Source organism: Microvirga sp. CF3062, assembly GCF_036314045.1.
GTDB lineage: Bacteria > Pseudomonadota > Alphaproteobacteria > Rhizobiales > Beijerinckiaceae > Microvirga.
On sequence record NZ_JAYGGN010000001.1, the window covers coordinates 36,289 to 52,022 of the forward strand.

At 64.2% G+C, this 15,734-nt stretch carries 14 protein-coding genes; 5 read left to right on the forward strand and 9 right to left on the reverse strand.

Features of this window, described 5'->3' with window-relative positions:
* Positions 1 to 232 precede the first annotated feature (232 nt).
* Positions 233 to 559 carry a DUF1127 domain-containing protein gene (locus VB618_RS00230; protein ID WP_329794478.1) on the forward strand — a complete coding sequence of 109 codons (327 nt, stop codon included), beginning with the start codon at positions 233 to 235 and terminating at the stop codon, positions 557 to 559.
* Here the strand turns inward: VB618_RS00230 and VB618_RS00235 are convergent.
* From VB618_RS00235 to VB618_RS00245, 3 genes are read right to left on the reverse strand one after another with little or no spacing between them, the layout of a single operon-like run.
* Positions 556 to 1,296: a DUF937 domain-containing protein gene (locus tag VB618_RS00235; protein WP_329794479.1), complete on the reverse strand. Its 741-nt coding sequence runs from the start codon at positions 1,294 to 1,296 to the stop codon at positions 556 to 558. The two genes, VB618_RS00230 and VB618_RS00235, sit on opposite strands and share 4 nt — an antisense overlap.
* Before the next feature lie 36 nt (positions 1,297 to 1,332).
* Positions 1,333 to 2,712, reverse strand: coding sequence for an MATE family efflux transporter (locus tag VB618_RS00240; protein ID WP_329794480.1), 1,380 nt, complete (start codon positions 2,710 to 2,712; stop codon positions 1,333 to 1,335).
* Positions 2,712 to 4,559: a monovalent cation:proton antiporter-2 (CPA2) family protein gene (locus tag VB618_RS00245; RefSeq protein ID WP_329794481.1), complete on the reverse strand. Its 1,848-nt coding sequence runs from the start codon at positions 4,557 to 4,559 to the stop codon at positions 2,712 to 2,714. The genes VB618_RS00240 and VB618_RS00245 overlap by 1 nt, the downstream gene beginning before the upstream one ends.
* A gap of 296 nt (positions 4,560 to 4,855) precedes the next feature.
* On the opposite strand from VB618_RS00245, the gene ispH reads away from it, so the two are divergent.
* Genes ispH through rnhA form a run of 3 tightly spaced genes read left to right on the forward strand, consistent with a single transcriptional unit; the run spans position 4,856 to position 7,248 of the window.
* Complete coding sequence (gene ispH, locus VB618_RS00250) at positions 4,856 to 5,815, forward strand: 4-hydroxy-3-methylbut-2-enyl diphosphate reductase (protein ID WP_329794482.1); 960 nt, start codon at positions 4,856 to 4,858, stop codon at positions 5,813 to 5,815.
* 3 nt (positions 5,816 to 5,818) lie between these two features.
* Positions 5,819 to 6,784 (forward strand): homoserine kinase, encoded by a 966-nt coding sequence (locus VB618_RS00255; RefSeq protein WP_329794483.1) that lies wholly within the window; start codon positions 5,819 to 5,821, stop codon positions 6,782 to 6,784.
* The gene (gene rnhA, locus VB618_RS00260) at positions 6,781 to 7,248 is read left to right on the forward strand and encodes a ribonuclease HI (protein ID WP_329794484.1); all 468 of its coding nucleotides are present in this window, start codon (positions 6,781 to 6,783) and stop codon (positions 7,246 to 7,248) included. Before VB618_RS00255 ends, rnhA begins: the two co-directional genes overlap by 4 nt.
* An 18-nt stretch (positions 7,249 to 7,266) precedes the next feature.
* Here the strand turns inward: rnhA and VB618_RS00265 are convergent, their stop codons facing one another.
* Positions 7,267 to 7,749 (reverse strand): peroxiredoxin, encoded by a 483-nt coding sequence (locus tag VB618_RS00265; protein WP_329794485.1) that lies wholly within the window; start codon positions 7,747 to 7,749, stop codon positions 7,267 to 7,269.
* Positions 7,750 to 7,789: 40 nt separating this feature from the next.
* Positions 7,790 to 8,617 (reverse strand): protein-disulfide reductase DsbD domain-containing protein, encoded by an 828-nt coding sequence (locus VB618_RS00270; protein ID WP_329794486.1) that lies wholly within the window; start codon positions 8,615 to 8,617, stop codon positions 7,790 to 7,792.
* A gap of 106 nt (positions 8,618 to 8,723) precedes the next feature.
* Between VB618_RS00270 and VB618_RS00275 the strand changes: the two genes are divergently transcribed.
* The gene (locus tag VB618_RS00275) at positions 8,724 to 9,335 is read left to right on the forward strand and encodes a YqgE/AlgH family protein (protein WP_329794487.1); all 612 of its coding nucleotides are present in this window, start codon (positions 8,724 to 8,726) and stop codon (positions 9,333 to 9,335) included.
* Between the two features lie 17 nt (positions 9,336 to 9,352).
* Here VB618_RS00275 and VB618_RS00280 read toward each other — a convergent pair whose 3' ends face one another.
* The 4 genes from VB618_RS00280 to VB618_RS00295 form a co-directional block, all read right to left on the reverse strand.
* The gene (locus tag VB618_RS00280) at positions 9,353 to 12,232 is read right to left on the reverse strand and encodes an EAL domain-containing protein (RefSeq protein WP_442931600.1); all 2,880 of its coding nucleotides are present in this window, start codon (positions 12,230 to 12,232) and stop codon (positions 9,353 to 9,355) included.
* Between the two features lie 200 nt (positions 12,233 to 12,432).
* Complete coding sequence (locus VB618_RS00285) at positions 12,433 to 13,716, reverse strand: M16 family metallopeptidase (RefSeq protein WP_329794488.1); 1,284 nt, start codon at positions 13,714 to 13,716, stop codon at positions 12,433 to 12,435.
* Complete coding sequence (thrC, locus tag VB618_RS00290) at positions 13,713 to 15,128, reverse strand: threonine synthase (protein WP_329794489.1); 1,416 nt, start codon at positions 15,126 to 15,128, stop codon at positions 13,713 to 13,715. The genes VB618_RS00285 and thrC overlap by 4 nt, the downstream gene beginning before the upstream one ends.
* 75 nt (positions 15,129 to 15,203) lie before the next feature.
* A complete protein-coding gene (locus tag VB618_RS00295; RefSeq protein ID WP_329794490.1) occupies positions 15,204 to 15,734 on the reverse strand; it encodes a GNAT family N-acetyltransferase in 531 nt (176 codons plus the stop codon).

The window sequence follows — 15,734 nt, forward strand, 5'->3', positions numbered from 1 at the left end:
CTTGATGATACATATCTCAAACAATCGTTTCAAGTGATGAAACGTTCCAAGTATAGTGTTCCAGGAGAGTCGAGAAATAAGTCAGTAAAATCAACGGCTTATATAGATTTTCTTCCTGTGGGGCGTTCCAGGGCATTCCCTGGAACGCTCCTGCAACGTGTCCTGGAACGGCCTTGGAACGCTTGGAACGTTCCAAGCGAGATGATCGAGAGTGAGCTCAAGGAGAGGTCCGATGAACCAGTCTGCAACATCCACCAAGACAGTCTCAGGTATGTCCGTTCTGGTGAACTTCGTCCGTTCGCTCACGGATCTCTCCAGAGCCCTCCGGCATCGCGGCGAGATCAGGCATCTCGCCGAGTTCGACGACCGGATGCTCAAGGATATCGGGCTCACCCGCAGCGACGTGTCGTGCGCTCTCTCGGAGCCGCTGCTGCGGAACCCGTCCTGGGTGCTGGTTCGAAGCGCCGAGCGGCACTCGCGGGGCGAACGATCTGATCGGTCGAGCCGGCCCGTTCGTCCGGTGGTGCCGATCGTGAGGCAGGTTAAAAGCTGCGCCTAAGTCTTGTCGTCGCCACTCTTGTTGGCGTCGGAGAAAATCGACTGGAGGGACGCGAGGTACTGCATCTGCATCTCGCGTCCTTTCTCCATCATCCCGTCGAGGGATGATGATTGCGGCTCTGGCTCGGGCTTCGGCGGCTCTGCCGGCGGAGGCATCTGGAAGAAGCCTGCGAACATCTCCTCGAAAGGATTGGCCGGCTTCTTCTCGGGCGATGCGGCCTTCATCCAGTTCGTCCAGAGATCGGCCCACGGATTGACGGGTCCCGTCGGAGCCTGCGGGCTATCCTTTGTGTTGGCGAAACTCTGAAACGCCTGCGTATGAGCCATCATCCACTGGGACGTTCCGCCCGCCAGGATGCCGGCGAGCACCGGCAGCAATTGCTGCATGGTGTCGGCGTTGATGCCGGCATAGCTCGCCGCCTGATGCGCCACCCGCCGGCTGACCTCGTCCGAGCCGAAAACCTGGTCGAGCAGCTGACGGCCTTCCTGCTGCGCCTGGGGCGTGAAGGGGTTGCCGGCCGGCTGCCAGAAATTCTGATAGGCCCCTCCCATCATGGATTGAAGCACGCGGGTCGGATCGCTTGATGCCATGGCGTGCTGAAGGCCCATGGCGAAGGCCGGCATGAAGGCAGCCATGGTCCGCTGCGGCTGGTCGCCGGAGAGATGGAACTGCCGTGCGAGTGCATCCAGGGCTGCACTGGTCTGGGCCTGTCGCATCAGATCGAACCAGTTGAACATCGCAGCCTCCTCACAAAAACCGCCCGAACCTGACGATCAGGCGGTCGGAACAGCTTGCCTCTCCAGACGCCGGATTGTCCAGAACGCCGTGATGATAGCCGCAATACCGAACGCAACCGAGCCGAGTCCGATCCCCACGAGGGCGCCCTTCGGGCCCGCCATCTGGGCTCCGAAATAGGCGAATGGGATCATGCCGAGGGTGGCACGGCCCCAGTTGAAGAAGGTGGATAGTAGGGGATAGCCGAGATTGTTGAACGAGGCGTTCGACACGAGGACGAGGCCAATGAACAGCCAGATGAAGCCGCTGAGCTGGCAGAAGAACTGCACGAGCTCGGCCGTCTGCTCGGGGGCATTGAAGGCCCGGGTCAGCGGCACCTGCACGAGGAACAGGATCAGCCAGACGCACCCCACATAGATCACCGTGATGGTGAGGGCATCCTTCAGGATCTGCTTCATGCGGTCATAGCGCTGCGCACCCCAGTTCTGTCCCAGTACGGGACCGATGGCACCGGCGAGCGCGAACAGGCCGGCAAAGGCCACAGGCGTGACCCGATCGATGATGGCGGAGGCCGCGATGATCTCGTCTCCGAACCGGGCGACGACGCCTGTGAAGAAGGCATTCGCCGCAGGAGCGGCGATGTTGGTCAGGATGGCCGGAATCGCGATGGCCAGGAAGGGGCGCGCATCGTGCCGCAATCCCTTCCATGTGGGGAGGGCCAGCAGATTGTGGACGCGTGTCACATACCGGAAACTGACATAGGCCGTGACGAACCGTGCGATGCTGATCGTTATCGCCGCACCGTCCGACTGCATGTCGAGGCCAAAGATCAGGATCGGGTCGAGAAACACCGTCACGACAGCGACGGAGAGCGTGGCATACATGCTCCGCTTGGCGTCGCCCACCGCGCGCAACACCGTGGAAAATCCCATGCTGAGCGCCATCACGGCGTTGGTCGGCAGAGCGATCCAGAGAAAGCTCAGGGCAACGTCGTAGGTCCGGTCATGCCCTCCCAACGCCTTGAGGATGACGGGGAGCATGAGCAGCACGGCTACGCTGACCGCGGCAGCAATCAGCGTCATGAGAATGCTGCACGACGTCGCCAGGCGACGCGCATCGTCGGGCCGGCGCGCGCCGAGAGTACGCGAGACGAGCGCTCCAATGGGGATCATCAGGCCCACATTGATCGAGATCGTGAAGAACATCACCACGGTGGCGAGGCCGACGCCTGCGGTCATGCTCGGGTCGTTGAGCCACGAGATGTAGAGGAGCGACACCAGATCGACGATGAAGATGGCCACGAGGCCAGCCGCCCCCGTTCCCGTCATGACGAGCACGTGGCGCATGGTGGAGCCGGCGACAAAGCGCGGCGTGTCGGCCTTCCGGCCCAATTCTTCCGCAGAGGGACTTGCGTCCATCAAATGACCCCTTCGCCGAGGATGTCGCGCGTCTCAGGGCTGAGGGCTCTCGCCTTGCCGGCGGGAGCCGTGAGCGGCTCGGGGGTAATCTTGGAGCCCATCACGAGTTCCGCCCCACCCATCGTGCCAACCTCTTTTTGCAGAACGAGGCGGGCAATGTCGCGCTTGCGCACATCGTTGGCGGCAGCGGCAGCCGTGTCGGGATCCGTTCCAAGCTCTTCGAGCGCGGCACGGCCAAACACGATCGCAGATTCGAAGACTTCGCGGATCTGATAATCGACATCCCGGTTCATGAGCTCGATCGCATGAATGCGGTCGAAGGCGCGCACGAAGCTGCGGGCGTTCTGGAAATTCTCGTGAATGATCTCGATGATCTTCATCATCGCTTCCTGATCGTCGATGCAGACGCAGATCATCTCGGCCTTCTCAGCGCCCGCTGCACGAAGCACGTCGAGGCGGGTTCCATCGCCGTAGTAGACCTGAAGGCCGAAGCGTCCCGCGTCGCGGATGCGTTCCACATCCCGGTCGATCACCGTTGCCTGAATGCCCTGGGCCAACAGGACCTGGTTCACGATCTGCCCGAACCGGCCGAAGCCAATCACGAGGACGCGGCTTTCGAGTTCACCCTCGGGACTGTGAAGCCCATGCAGGTCCGGCTCGTCCTCAGCGCTGCTATGATTACTGAGAAGCTTCTCGAGAAGCGTCGACAGGAGCGGTCCCAGCAGCATGGTGATGGCGGCCAAAGCCGTGAGCGGCTGTGCCTCGGCTGGTGACATGATGCCGAGTCCTGCCGCGACTGGGATCAGCACGAAGGCGAATTCGCCAGCGGTGCATAGAATAGTTCCGGACCGCAGGCCATCACGCCAGCTTGCGCCGAAAAGCCGCAACAGAACAGCGATGATGACGGTCTTGCCCACGAGGACAACAGGCGCCGCAAGGGCGAGCATCACCCACTGCTCCCGAACGAGGGCAAGATCGATCGACATGCCCACGCTCATGAAGAAGAGGCCCAGCAGCATGCCACGGAACGGCTCGATATCGGCCTCCAGCTGGTGACGGAAGTTAGACTCCGCCAGTAGAAGCCCTGCCAGGAAGGCGCCCATGGCCATGGACAGGCCGACCTCCTGCATGAGCAGGGCTGCGCCGAGGACCACAAGCAGCGCCGATGCGGTCATCACCTCGCGGGCACCGCTGCGGGCGAGAATCCGGAAGAAGGGATTGAGCCCGTAGCGGCCGATCAGCACGACGGCGGCGATCCCGAGGAGTGCCACGCCGACCGCCAGAAGACTGTCCGTGAGGGATCCCTGGTCCCCGACCCGCGAGGCGAGCAGTGGCAGAATGGCCAAAATCGGAACGACGGACAAATCCTGAAACAGCAGGATTGCGAAGGAGCGCTGGCCATAGGGTGTCGGCAGATCGTTTCGCTCCCCCAGCATCTGAATAGCGATGGCAGTGGCCGAGAGCGCCACGGCAACCCCGGTGACGAAGGAGGCCTGCGGCGAGAAGCCGATGGCCATGGCGGCAGAGCCGAGGAGGATTGCCGTGATGGTCAGCTGGGCGAAGCCGAGTCCGAAGATGTCCCGCTTCATTTCCCAAAGATGGGACAGCTTGAGCTCGAGCCCGATGATGAAGAGCAGAAGCACCACGCCAAGCTCGGCCACGGTCGCGATCGTCTGCGGATCCTCCACCAGGCTCAGGCCGGATGGGCCGATGGCGACGCCAGCCGCCAGATAGCCGAGCACTGCGCTCAGGCCGATGAGCCGGAACACCGGGACGGCCACGACCGCTGCCCCGCAGAAGGTCAGGATGGGTGGGAGGAAGCTGACGTGGGATGCGGTGGATGCCATGGGGATCAGGGAGGATGAGGGATAGTTGCACCTTTGTAGGGATTCTTGGTCGCAGGCGCGAGCGTTTCTTGAGGGCGGTTGGCCGGTCCCGTGCCTGATCGCACAGGTTCGCGAACGACTCCTCTCCGTCATCCCCGGGCTTGTGCCGGTGACCCCGATTGCATGAAACGACGAGCCTTACAGGATCGGGATGGCCGGGACAGACCCGACCATGACGAGGTGGGTGTCATCCCCGCCGCGAATAAGCGTCGCTCCCGCTTGACAGGAAGGGTCCGGTCTCGCCACATCGCCTCATCATGACGAAGCCACCCCTCGACATTCTGCTCTGTGCCCCGCGCGGCTTCTGCGCCGGGGTCGTTCGTGCCATCGATGCCGTCGAGAAGGCCCTCGCACTCCATGGGGCACCGGTCTATGTGCGCCACGAGATCGTGCACAACAAATACGTGGTGGAAAACCTGAAGCGGAAAGGCGCGGTCTTCGTCCGGGAACTCGATGAGGTGCCGGACACCGAGGCGCCAGTCATCTTCTCGGCCCACGGGGTTGCGAAATCCGTGCCGGAGGCGGCCCAAGCCCGCAATCTGTTTGCCATCGACGCCACCTGTCCGCTGGTAACCAAGGTTCACCGCGAGGCGCAGGTCCATCACAAGCGGGGCCGCCACATCATCCTGATCGGCCATACGGGCCATCCCGAGGTCGTCGGCACCATGGGCCAGCTCCCCGAAGGGGCCGTCACCCTGGTCGAGACCGCGGACGACATCGCCCGGCTCCAGCCGGCGGATCCCGACAATCTAGCATTCGTGACGCAGACGACCCTGTCCGTCGACGACACGCAGGACATGGTGGATGCCCTCAAAGGGCGCTTCCCCGCTATCGTCGGGCCGCACAAGGAAGACATCTGCTACGCCACCACCAACCGGCAGGGCGCCGTCAAGCGGGTAGCCCCGCAGGTCGATGCCATGATCGTGGTGGGCTCGCCCAACTCCTCCAACTCGCAGCGCCTGCGTGAGGTCGCCGAGCGGGAGGGCTGCCCCGTCGTCCGCCTGATCCTGCGGGCCGAAGACATCGACTGGAGCCTGTACGGCAACATTCGAAGCCTCGGCATCACGGCCGGCGCCTCGGCGCCCGAGATTCTGGTGGAGGAGATCATCGACGCTTTCGCCGAGCGCTACGCGGTCTCCGTCGAGAGCGTGTCGACGGCGGACGAGAGCGTGTTCTTTCCTTTGCCGCGCGAGTTGCGTGAGCAGGCGGCGGAGTAAAAGGTGGCGGTCTATACGGAAGTCAGCGACGAGGAGCTGTCGGCGTTTCTCGAAACCTACGACATCGGCACGGTGCTCTCCTACAAGGGCATCGCCGAGGGCGTGGAGAACACCAATTATTTCCTCCACACCACCAAGGGCTCCTACATCCTGACCCTCTACGAGAAGCGGGTGCGGGAGGCCGATCTGCCCTTCTTCCTCGGCTTGATGCAGCATCTGGCCCGCAAGGGGCTGAACTGCCCGTTGCCGGTCAACAATCGGCGAGGCGAGCCCTTGGGTCGGGTTGCCGGGCGGCCCGCCGTCATCATCACGTTTCTGGAAGGCATCGCGGTTCGCCGTCCTACGGCCCAGCATTGCGGGGCCCTCGGGGCCGCCTTGGCGAAGCTGCATCTGGCGGGTCGGGATTTCGATGGGCATCGGCCCAACGCTCTGTCGCTGGAAGCCTGGGCGCCGCTTTTCGCTCAGGCCGAGGTCCAGGCCGACACGGTATCCTCGGGTCTTGCCGATCGGACGCGGCGGGAACTGGCGAGTCTTGAGGCTTCCTGGCCGCGCGGCCTGCCCAGCGGCATCATTCATGCGGACCTTTTCACCGACAATGTGTTCTTCATCGGCCCGGAGGTCTCAGGGTTGATCGATTTCTATTTCGCCTGCACGGATGCCTTCGCGTATGACGTCGCCATCTGCCTCAATGCCTGGTGCTTCGAGATCGACGGCTCGTTCAATCTCACCAAGGGCCAGGCGATGCTGGCCGGCTATCAGGCCGTCCGCCGGCTCGATGGGGACGAGATCGAGGCCCTGCCGACTCTTTGCCGCGGCTCGGCCATGCGTTTCATGCTGACCCGGCTGGTCGACTGGCTCAACGTGCCGCCGGGCGCGCTGGTGAAGCCCAAGGATCCGCTTGAGTACGACCGCAAGCTCAACTTCCACCGCCACGTGAAGCATGCGCGCGAATACGGGCTTGAGGCATGAGCGGGTCTGAACGCGTGATGATCTATACGGACGGCGCCTGCTCCGGAAATCCCGGACCGGGCGGCTGGGGCGCGATTCTGTTCTTCAATGGACGTGAGAAGGAAGTTTCCGGCGGGGAGGCGCACACCACCAACAACCGCATGGAGATCCGCGCCGCCATCGAGGGTCTGAACGCCCTCAAGCGCCCCTGCGCGGTCGATCTGTTCACAGATTCTCAGTATGTGCGCCAGGGCATCACCCAATGGATGCACAACTGGAAGCGGCGCGGCTGGCGCACCGCCGACAACAAACCGGTGAAGAACGAGGATCTCTGGCGGGAGTTGGATGAGGCGGCCTCCCGCCACGACGTCGCCTGGCACTGGGTCAAGGGACACGCCGACGATCCGATCAACATCCGCGTCGACGAACTGGCGGTCGCGGCGATGCAGCCGTTCAAGAAGCAGGGCCGAAGGGCCAGCGTTTAGCCCTCCGACTGCTAATTATCAGAGATCCTTCAGGAGGTTCTCGGCGCCGGAATGCTGAGCCTTGGAGGGGGCATCCTCCACGTTCAGCGCCTGCACCACACCGTCCTCGACCACCATGGAATAGCGCTGCGAGCGGGTGCCGAGGCCGAAGCCCGCACCGTCCATGGACAGGCCGATGGCCTTGGCGAAATCCGCGTTGCCATCGGATAGGAACTCGATGCCTTCAGCTTCAGAGGCCTTGCCCCAGGCTTCGAGCACGAAGACGTCGTTGACAGAAGTTACAAGGATTGCATCGACGCCCTTGGCCCGGATCTCGTCCTTCTTCTGCACATAGCCCGGCAGGTGGTTGCGGTGGCAGGTGGGAGTGAAGGCACCGGGGACGGCGACGAGAACGACCTTCCGGCCTTTAAAGAGATCGTCCGTGGTCTTCGCCACGGGTCCGTCGGGCGTCATGACGCGGAAGGTGACTTGGGGCAGGCGTTCGCCGACCTGAATGGGCATGGGCAGGTTCTCCAAAGCTATGCTGTTGAATGCTTTATCCCTAGCGCGGCTGCCCGCTCGCGTCGAGGCTCACTTCCGTCTCGACGGCCTTGCCCCCGGCCACCAGCGTCAGGCGCAGAGGGACGGGACCCGAGGCGTCCTTCGGCTTCTCCTCCACCGTGACGGTGAAGCGATCGCCGTCGGCGGGATGGGAGACGGAGAGGAACCAGTTCTCCGGCCCTTCAGGGAAGAGAGCAGGCTTCGTGCCGGACGGCGCGCGGGTCGTGATTGAGAAGGCCGGCTTGTCCTGGGTGAGGGGGGTAACGGAGGCGATCGACAGGTCGGCCTGGGCTCCCAGGGGCTGAGGGAGGGGAACCTTGGCCAGGGCCATCTCGATGGCCTTGCGCTCGGAATCAGCGCCGGTGAGATCCAAGGTGAGATCCGCATGGGCCGGGATGCAGATGTCCTTGCAGACCCCGTATTCCAGCGCCAGGACGAGCTTGATGGGTTTGGTCGGATCCTTGGCCTTCACGAAGACGGGGAGGACCGCCTGCTTGCCGTAGACATAGGCGACCCCTGCCGCATCCTCATATCTCTTGGGGGCAGGCCACCGAACCACGGTGCTGGCCACGTTCTCCGAGCCCGACCAGTCGAACCGTGGTGGCAGCCCTGAGTCGCCCGGGTTGCGCCAGTACGTCTTAAAACCTTGGTCGAGGGTGATCTCGACTCCGGCGAGCCAATGCTCTCCCTGCCGGCCTCCACCTATCAGGCGGGCACGGGAATGGAACCCTTGGGTCGAGGCGGAAGGCTTGACGGGCTGCGCGATGGCTGCGGCAAAGGACAATACACAAAAAAACGCGACCGAAGCGGCGCGGAACATGGATGCCATGGAACTGACGCCTCCCTGAGGCACTTCACTTATGCGTTTATTCTCGGGTCTGCCATCCACGATCCTGTGATCGGGCGGGCAAGCCCGGCAAGGCAGATTGTAGGATATGGGCTCTCACCTTCCACCATACGGCACTGATTCAACTTACCTCGACGGGCAGCTTCTCGTGGCGATGCCAGGGATGATGGACGAACGTTTCGCCAGGGCCGTCATCTTCATCTGCGCCCACTCGGCAGAGGGAGCGATGGGCATTATCCTCAACCGGCCTGCCGCCAACGTGACCATGCCGGACCTCCTGGTTCAGCTCGAGATCGTGCCCGAGATGGAGCGCATCCGCCTGCCGCAGAAGGTCGGAAACATGCAGGTCCTGATGGGCGGGCCGGTGGAGACGAGCCGCGGCTTCGTTCTCCACTCGCCGGACTTCCACCTCGCTCAGTCGACCCTGCCCATCGACGACGGCATCTGCCTGACGGCTACCATCGACATCCTGCGCGCCATCGCGGCTGGTCGTGGCCCTGAGAACGCCGTCCTGGCGCTGGGCTATGCCGGCTGGGGCGCGGGCCAGCTGGAGACGGAGCTGCAGGCCAACGGCTGGCTTAACACCCCGGCCGATGCGGAGATCGTCTTCAACACGGCCGCAGATGTGCGCTACGAGATGGCTCTGCGCCGCATCGGGATCGAGCCGGCTATGCTCTCCATGGAGGCCGGCCACGCCTGATCAGGCATTGCGGGCTATCAGGCCGCCGCGGGAGCAGCTCCCACCAGCTGGCGTGCTTGAAGCTTGGACATCGGCTCGCCGAAGACGGGCCCCTGTGCATATTCGCAGCCGAGCTGGTAGAGCTCGATTGCCTCGGATTCACTCTCCGCGCCTTCCGCCACGATCTCCATGCCAAGCTCGTGCGCCATCTTGACGATGGAGCGCAGGATGACAGGCCTTCCGCCCGCCATCTGGCGCACGAAGGACTCGTCCACTTTGATCGTGTCGAACGGGAAGCGCTGCAGGTAGGCAAGGGCGGAATAGCCTGTTCCGAAATCGTCGAGCGACAGGCCGGCGCCGAGATCGCGCAGGCGCGAGAGCATCTGGGCCGAGTATTCCGGATTTTCCATCACGAGGCTTTCCGTCATCTCGAGCTTGAGCGTGCCGGGAATGACGCCTGAGCGGGCGATCACGGTTTTCACATCCTGCAGCAGGTCGTGTCGCAGCAAGTGATGGCTCGACATGTTCACGCTGGCGAAGATCGGTGGCTCCACCTCGAGCGCGTTCTGCCACGCGGCCAGTTCACGGCCGGTCTGCTCGAGCAGGAAGACGCTCAGCTTGACGATGAGGCCGGTCTCCTCGGCAATCGACATGAAATCCTCAGGTCCGACGCGTCCGAGCCGTGGGTGATCCCAGCGCAGCATCGACTCGAAGCCAGCGATGGTCCGGTCTTCGAGGCGCACGATCGGCTTGAACAGCACCTTCATCTCGCCTCGGTCGAGGGCGTGACGAAGGTCGGATTCCATCGTGAAATGATCGCTGCGGTCAGAGCGCATGGTGGGCCGGAACACCTCGATCCGGTCGCCGCCGTTGCGCCGCGCATGGGCCATGGCGATCTCGGCGTTGCGCAACACCTCCTCGCGCCGCGCGGCGATCTGCGGATCATGGAGCGCGATGCCGATGGAAGCGGTGAGGAAGAACTCCCGCTCTGAATAAGTGAACGGCGTCGTCACCACGCGCCGGACCATGTCGGCGAAGGAGATGATGCGGTCGGTCTCCCGCTCGGACAACAGAATGATCGCGAATTCGTCGCCCGATATGCGGGAAAGCGTGTCCTGGGGCTTCAGCAGGCGGCTCAGCCGTCGGGACAGGGTCAGCAGGATCGAGTCGCCGGCGGCATAGCCGGCACTGGCATTGGCGTCCTTCAGCTTGTCTATGTCGATGACCACGACGGTCGGGCGTAAGGAATCGTCCTGGCTGGCGAAGGTGAGGGCCGACTCCAGGCGATCATAGAAGAGCTGCCGGTTCGGCAGGCTCGTGAGATTGTCATGCACGGCATCGTGCAGCAGGCGCTCTTCCGCGGTCTTGCTGTCCATCACGTCTGCCAGGGTGCCAACGATGCGCAGCACCTCGCCGTCCGAGCCGATCACCGGGCGGGCTTTGAGGCGGAACCAGTTGTGCGCGCCGGCGGACGAGCGCAGGCGGAAATCCTGGGTCAGGCGGCCGCGGCGCTGCTCGATGACCGCATCGAGGCCAAGCCGGTAGCGGTCCTTGTCGAAGGGATGGATCAGCTCGAGCCAGGCGGAGGCCGGGCCCTCCAGCGAGCCGCGCTTGAGACCGAGCTGATGCTCGACCTCGGGGCTGACGAAGATGTTGTCCGAGATCACGTCCCAGTCGAACACGATGTCGCCGGCCCCCGTGAGCGCCAGCGCCCGGCGTTCCGTGTCGTTGACGAAGCCGCGAGCGAAGCCGCCGCCCGCGAAGGCATGCTGCATGACCGTGAAACCGATGAGCATGACCACCAAGACAAGGCCGCCGACGAGGGCAGGGGGAACGAGATCGGAGGAGAGCTGACCCACCACGGTGAAGCTCGCCGCCGTCACCCAGGCCACCAGCAGCAGCCAGGTGGGCACGAGCATCACGGCCCGGTCGTAGCCGTGCGTCGCCAGATGGATCACGAGCACGAAGCCGATACCGGCCACGGCGGCAATCGACATGCGCGCCACGCCCGAGGCGACCGGAGGATCGACGATGGCAAGTGCCACCAGCCCCCCGAGGAACAGGAGCCAGAACGCCGTGACGTGGCTGTAGCGCACGTGCCAGCGGTTGAGGTTGAGATAGGCGAACAGGAAGACGAGGAGCGTTGCCGCAAGCACCGCCTCGGCGCCGGCACGGTAGATCTGCTCGGTGGCTTCCGTGATCGGGAAGACGCGCTGGAAGAAGCCGAAATCGATGCAGGCATAGGCGAGCACCGCCCAGGCAAGGGCCGCGGCCGCCGGGAAGATCAGGGCGCCCTTCACCACGAACACGATGGTGAGGAACAGGGCCAGAAGGCCCGCGATGCCGATGATGATCCCCTTGTAGAGCGTCAGGCCGTTGACCCGGTCCTTATAGGCATCCGCATCCCACAGATGGACCTGGGGCAGGTTGTCGGAGCGCAGCTCCGCCACGAAGGTGACGGTCGTGCCGGGGTCCAGGGTGATGAGGAAGAGGTCTGCGTCTTCGCCGTCGTCGCGCTCGGGCCGGATGCCCTGGCTGGCGGTGATCGCCGCGACACGGGTGGCCCCGAGATCGGGCCAAATCACGCCGGAGTCTGTGAGGCGGAAATGCGGGGCGACCAGGAGACGCTCGATCTGCTCGTCGGTGTCGTTGGTGAGCGCGAAGACCATCCAGTCCGGCCGGGTGCCGGCCTCGCGCGCCTTCACGGCAATGCGGCGGACGATGCCATCGCGCCCAGGGGCCGTGGAAATACGGATCTCGTCCCCGTCCGAGTTGTAGCGCTCGATAGCCGGGGTGAGGTCGATGGCCTTCATCTTGGGGTCGACGCGCACGGATTCCACGGCCCAGCCGGCTGTCGGCCAAGCGAGCCCCAGGAATGTCGCCAAGAAAAGGGCTATGGCGAAAGATACGATCCGCAATGCTTCGGTCTTTCGTCCGGTACTAAGACAATGGAATGGAATTCGTACCGGTCAGGAGGCTTGAGAGCAAGGCGGAGCCTGAAAAGGCCCCTACTTGTCCGCAGGACTCATTGTTGTTCTTGGAACGGGCCATGAGGCCCGTTTGCGGCGGGATTGAGGAGAAGCCGCCATGCCCCTGCGGCAGATGCGGCGGAAAAATTTCAGCCCTGCAGCCCCGCGGCGATGCTCTCCAGCGACGGCAGCGCCTTGATAGGGCCGATTGCAGCCATCGTGGGGGAACCCTGCAGCAGACGGCGTCCTGCCTCGCGCACATGCTCCACCTCGAGGGCATCGACCTTCTTGACGATTTCCTCGCTGCCGACCACCCGGCCCCATGACAGGAGCTGGCGCGCGACACGCTCGATGCGGCCGCCCGGGGTCTCCAGAGCGGTGAGCAGGGCCACCTTCATCTGGGCCTTGGCGCGGATCAGCTCGATCTCGCTGATGTCCTGCGTGGCCTGGACCATGCAGGCAAGCGTCACGTCCATCAGTTCGCGCACGTCCGATCCGCCCGTGCCGGCACCGATGCCGAAGAGGCCGCAATCGGAGAAGGGCCAGTGGAAGGAATCGATGGAATAGGCGAGGCCGCGGGTCTCGCGCACCTCGTGCCAGAGCCGTGAGGTCAGGCCGCCGCCCAGCATGTGGGCGAAGAGGTGTGCGGCGTAGTAGTTCGGATCTTTGAACGAGAGTCCCGGCAGGCCCAGCACCAGATTGGCCTGTTCGAGCTTGCGCGAGATCCGACGCTCGCCGCCGGTATAGCGGCCCGCTTCGGGCTGGCGCGCCTCGACAGCCGGCATGGCCCCGAACAGGCGCTCGGCCAGATCGACGATCCGGGCATGCTCCACATCGCCGGCTGCGGCCAGCACCATCTTGCCGGGCGTGTACTCGCGCGCCAGGAAGGCGCGGATCGTCGCCTCATCGATGCTCTTGATTGTGTCCGGTGTGCCGAGGATCGGGCGGCCGACGGCTTGGCCCGCGAAGGCGGTTTCCATGAAGGCGTCGTAGATGAGATCGTCCGGCGTATCCTCGACGGCGGCGTATTCCTGCAGGATCACGCCCTTCTCGCGGGCAAGCTCGCCCGCATCGAAGGCCGAGTGGATGAGAATGTCGCCGAGCACGTCGAGGGCGACGTCCACGTTCTCGCCGAGAACGCGCGCCGTGTAGCTCGTGTATTCGACGCTGGTGGCCGCGTTGATGTCGCCGCCTACGTTCTCGATATCCTCGGCGATCTGACGGGCGGAGCGCCGCGCCGTGCCCTTGAACGCCATGTGCTCGATGAGGTGCGATAGGCCATGTTCATGCGGCTGTTCGTGGCGTGAGCCGGTGCCGACCCAGACGCCGAGCGTCGCAGTCGCGATCTCGGGCATTTGTTCGGTGGCGACCATCAGGCCGTTGGGCAGAGTGGTGATGTCGATCCGCTTCTCGCGGACGAAATGCTGGTTCATGCGGCAGCGCCTTTGACCGCCCGCGCGCGCTCACGGATGAAGCGCTCGACCGCAGCCTGGTCGTTGGGAAGAACGGTGAAGCTCTCCTGACGCCCCATCAGATCCGCCATGTGCGGCGGAAGTGCGGGGCGCACGCCCGTCGCGCGCTCGACCGCGTCCGGGAATTTTGCCGGATGCGCGGTGGAGAGGGCCACGACGGGAGTCTCAGGATCCTGCTTCAGCAGGGCGCGGGCGGCGCGGGTGCCGACGGCGCTGTGCGGATCGAGTACATACCCGGTGCCGCGATAGGTTTCGGCCATTTCTGCCATGACATCGTCCTCGTTCACAGCCTGGGCGGCAAACTCCTGGCGGATCCGGGCCAGCGGCTCCGCGTCGATCAGGAAGGCGCGGGACTGGTTGAGGCTCGCCATGAGGCGGCGGATCGCCCCGCCATCGCGACCGTAAGCCTCGAACAGCAGGCGCTCGAAATTGGACGAGATCTGGATGTCCATGGAGGGTGAGGTCGTGGGATGCACGCCCTTCATCTCATAGGCGCCTGAGCCCAGCGTGCGGGCCAGGATGTCGTTGGCGTTGGTGCCGATCATCAGCCGCTCAATGGGCAGGCCCATGCTCTTGGCCACCCAGCCGGCGAGGATGTCGCCGAAATTGCCGGTGGGCACGGAGAACGAGACCGGGCGGTAAGGGGAGCCCAGCACAACGGCGGCGGTGAAGTAATAGACCGCTTGCGCCGCCACGCGGGCCCAGTTGATGGAGTTCACGCCCGAGAGCTGCAGCTCGTCGCGGAAGCGGGCATGGTTGAACATGCCCTTCACCATATTTTGGCAATCGTCGAAGGTGCCCTCGACTGCGAGCGCGTGAACGTTGGGCGAGGCTACCGTCGTCATCTGCCGGCGCTGCACGTCCGAGACGCGGCCATGCGGGTAGAGGATGAAGATGTCGACTTGATCGAGCCCCTTGAAGGCCTCTACGGCCGCGCTGCCTGTGTCGCCCGAAGTGGCGCCGACGATTGTGGCGCGGGCGCCGCGGGCCTTGAGCACGTGGTCCATCAGGCGCCCGAGCAGCTGCATCGCCACGTCCTTGAACGCCAGCGTCGGGCCGTGGAAAAGCTCGAGCACGAACAGGTTGTCGCCGAGCTGGGTCAGCGGGCAGACGGCGGCGTGGCGGAAGGAAGCGTAAGACTCGTCGATCATGCGGCCAAGCGTGGCCTCAGGGATGTCGCCGTCGACGAGCGGTCCGAGCACGGCTTTCGCGACCTCGGCGTAGGGCTTGCCGGCAAAGCCGCGGATCGTCTCGGCCGTCAGGACCGGCCAGCTTTCCGGCAGGTAGAGCCCGCCATCCCGGGCAAGGCCGGTCAGCAGGGCGTCAGTAAAACCGAGCGCCGGGGCTTCTCCCCGGGTCGAGACATGGAGCAATGTCGATCTCCTGGAAATTCGGCCGGACATTAGGTGTCGCGACCGGACACGGCAAGCCGCATCCGGTCGCAGAGTTCAAGGTTTTATCCTGGCCATCGCATAGGCATCCACGAAGGCGCCGCCCCGGAAGGCGAATTCCCGGTGCGTGCCCTCGATCTCGAAACCGTTGCGTTTGTAGAGCGCGATGGCGGGTGCGTTGTCCACATAGACCGTGAGTTCAATGCGCCTCAGGTTCAGCCAGTCGTCGGCGATCATGATGAGTTCGCGCAGCAGCCTGGAGCCGATGCCGCGACCATGAAAATCGTCGTGCAGGCCCATACCGAGATAGGCGACGTGCGAGCGCCGGCCCTGGTGGCGCTCGAAGCCGCCGTTGCCGATGATCCGGCCGTCTTTCTCCACCACGAGGCTGACATTGCTGGCCGGATTGATGCCCTCAAGCCATTTCCGGGTGGCCTCGGGCGTCTGATAGGGCAGGCGCAAGGTGCCCCAGCGATAGCCGGGCATGTTGCCTAGAGCCACGATGCCTTCGCAATCGCCGGGACGCGCCGCGCGGATGACGATGTCATCGGCGGAACTGAGTGGATGAATTTCGGGCTGCAGGTCCAT

Coding starts and splice junctions, on each gene's coding strand:
- VB618_RS00230 (WP_329794478.1), top strand. CDS start 233: ATGAACCAGTCTGCAACATCCACCAAGACAGTCTCAGGTATGTCCGTT.
- ispH (WP_329794482.1), top strand. CDS start 4,856: ATGACGAAGCCACCCCTCGACATTCTGCTCTGTGCCCCGCGCGGCTTC.
- VB618_RS00275 (WP_329794487.1), top strand. CDS start 8,724: ATGGGCTCTCACCTTCCACCATACGGCACTGATTCAACTTACCTCGAC.
- VB618_RS00270 (WP_329794486.1), bottom strand. CDS start 8,617: ATGGCATCCATGTTCCGCGCCGCTTCGGTCGCGTTTTTTTGTGTATTG.
- rnhA (WP_329794484.1), top strand. CDS start 6,781: ATGAGCGGGTCTGAACGCGTGATGATCTATACGGACGGCGCCTGCTCC.
- VB618_RS00240 (WP_329794480.1), bottom strand. CDS start 2,712: ATGGACGCAAGTCCCTCTGCGGAAGAATTGGGCCGGAAGGCCGACACG.
- VB618_RS00295 (WP_329794490.1), bottom strand. CDS start 15,734: ATGGACCTGCAGCCCGAAATTCATCCACTCAGTTCCGCCGATGACATC.
- VB618_RS00235 (WP_329794479.1), bottom strand. CDS start 1,296: ATGTTCAACTGGTTCGATCTGATGCGACAGGCCCAGACCAGTGCAGCC.
- VB618_RS00245 (WP_329794481.1), bottom strand. CDS start 4,559: ATGGCATCCACCGCATCCCACGTCAGCTTCCTCCCACCCATCCTGACC.
- VB618_RS00265 (WP_329794485.1), bottom strand. CDS start 7,749: ATGCCCATTCAGGTCGGCGAACGCCTGCCCCAAGTCACCTTCCGCGTC.
- VB618_RS00285 (WP_329794488.1), bottom strand. CDS start 13,716: ATGAACCAGCATTTCGTCCGCGAGAAGCGGATCGACATCACCACTCTG.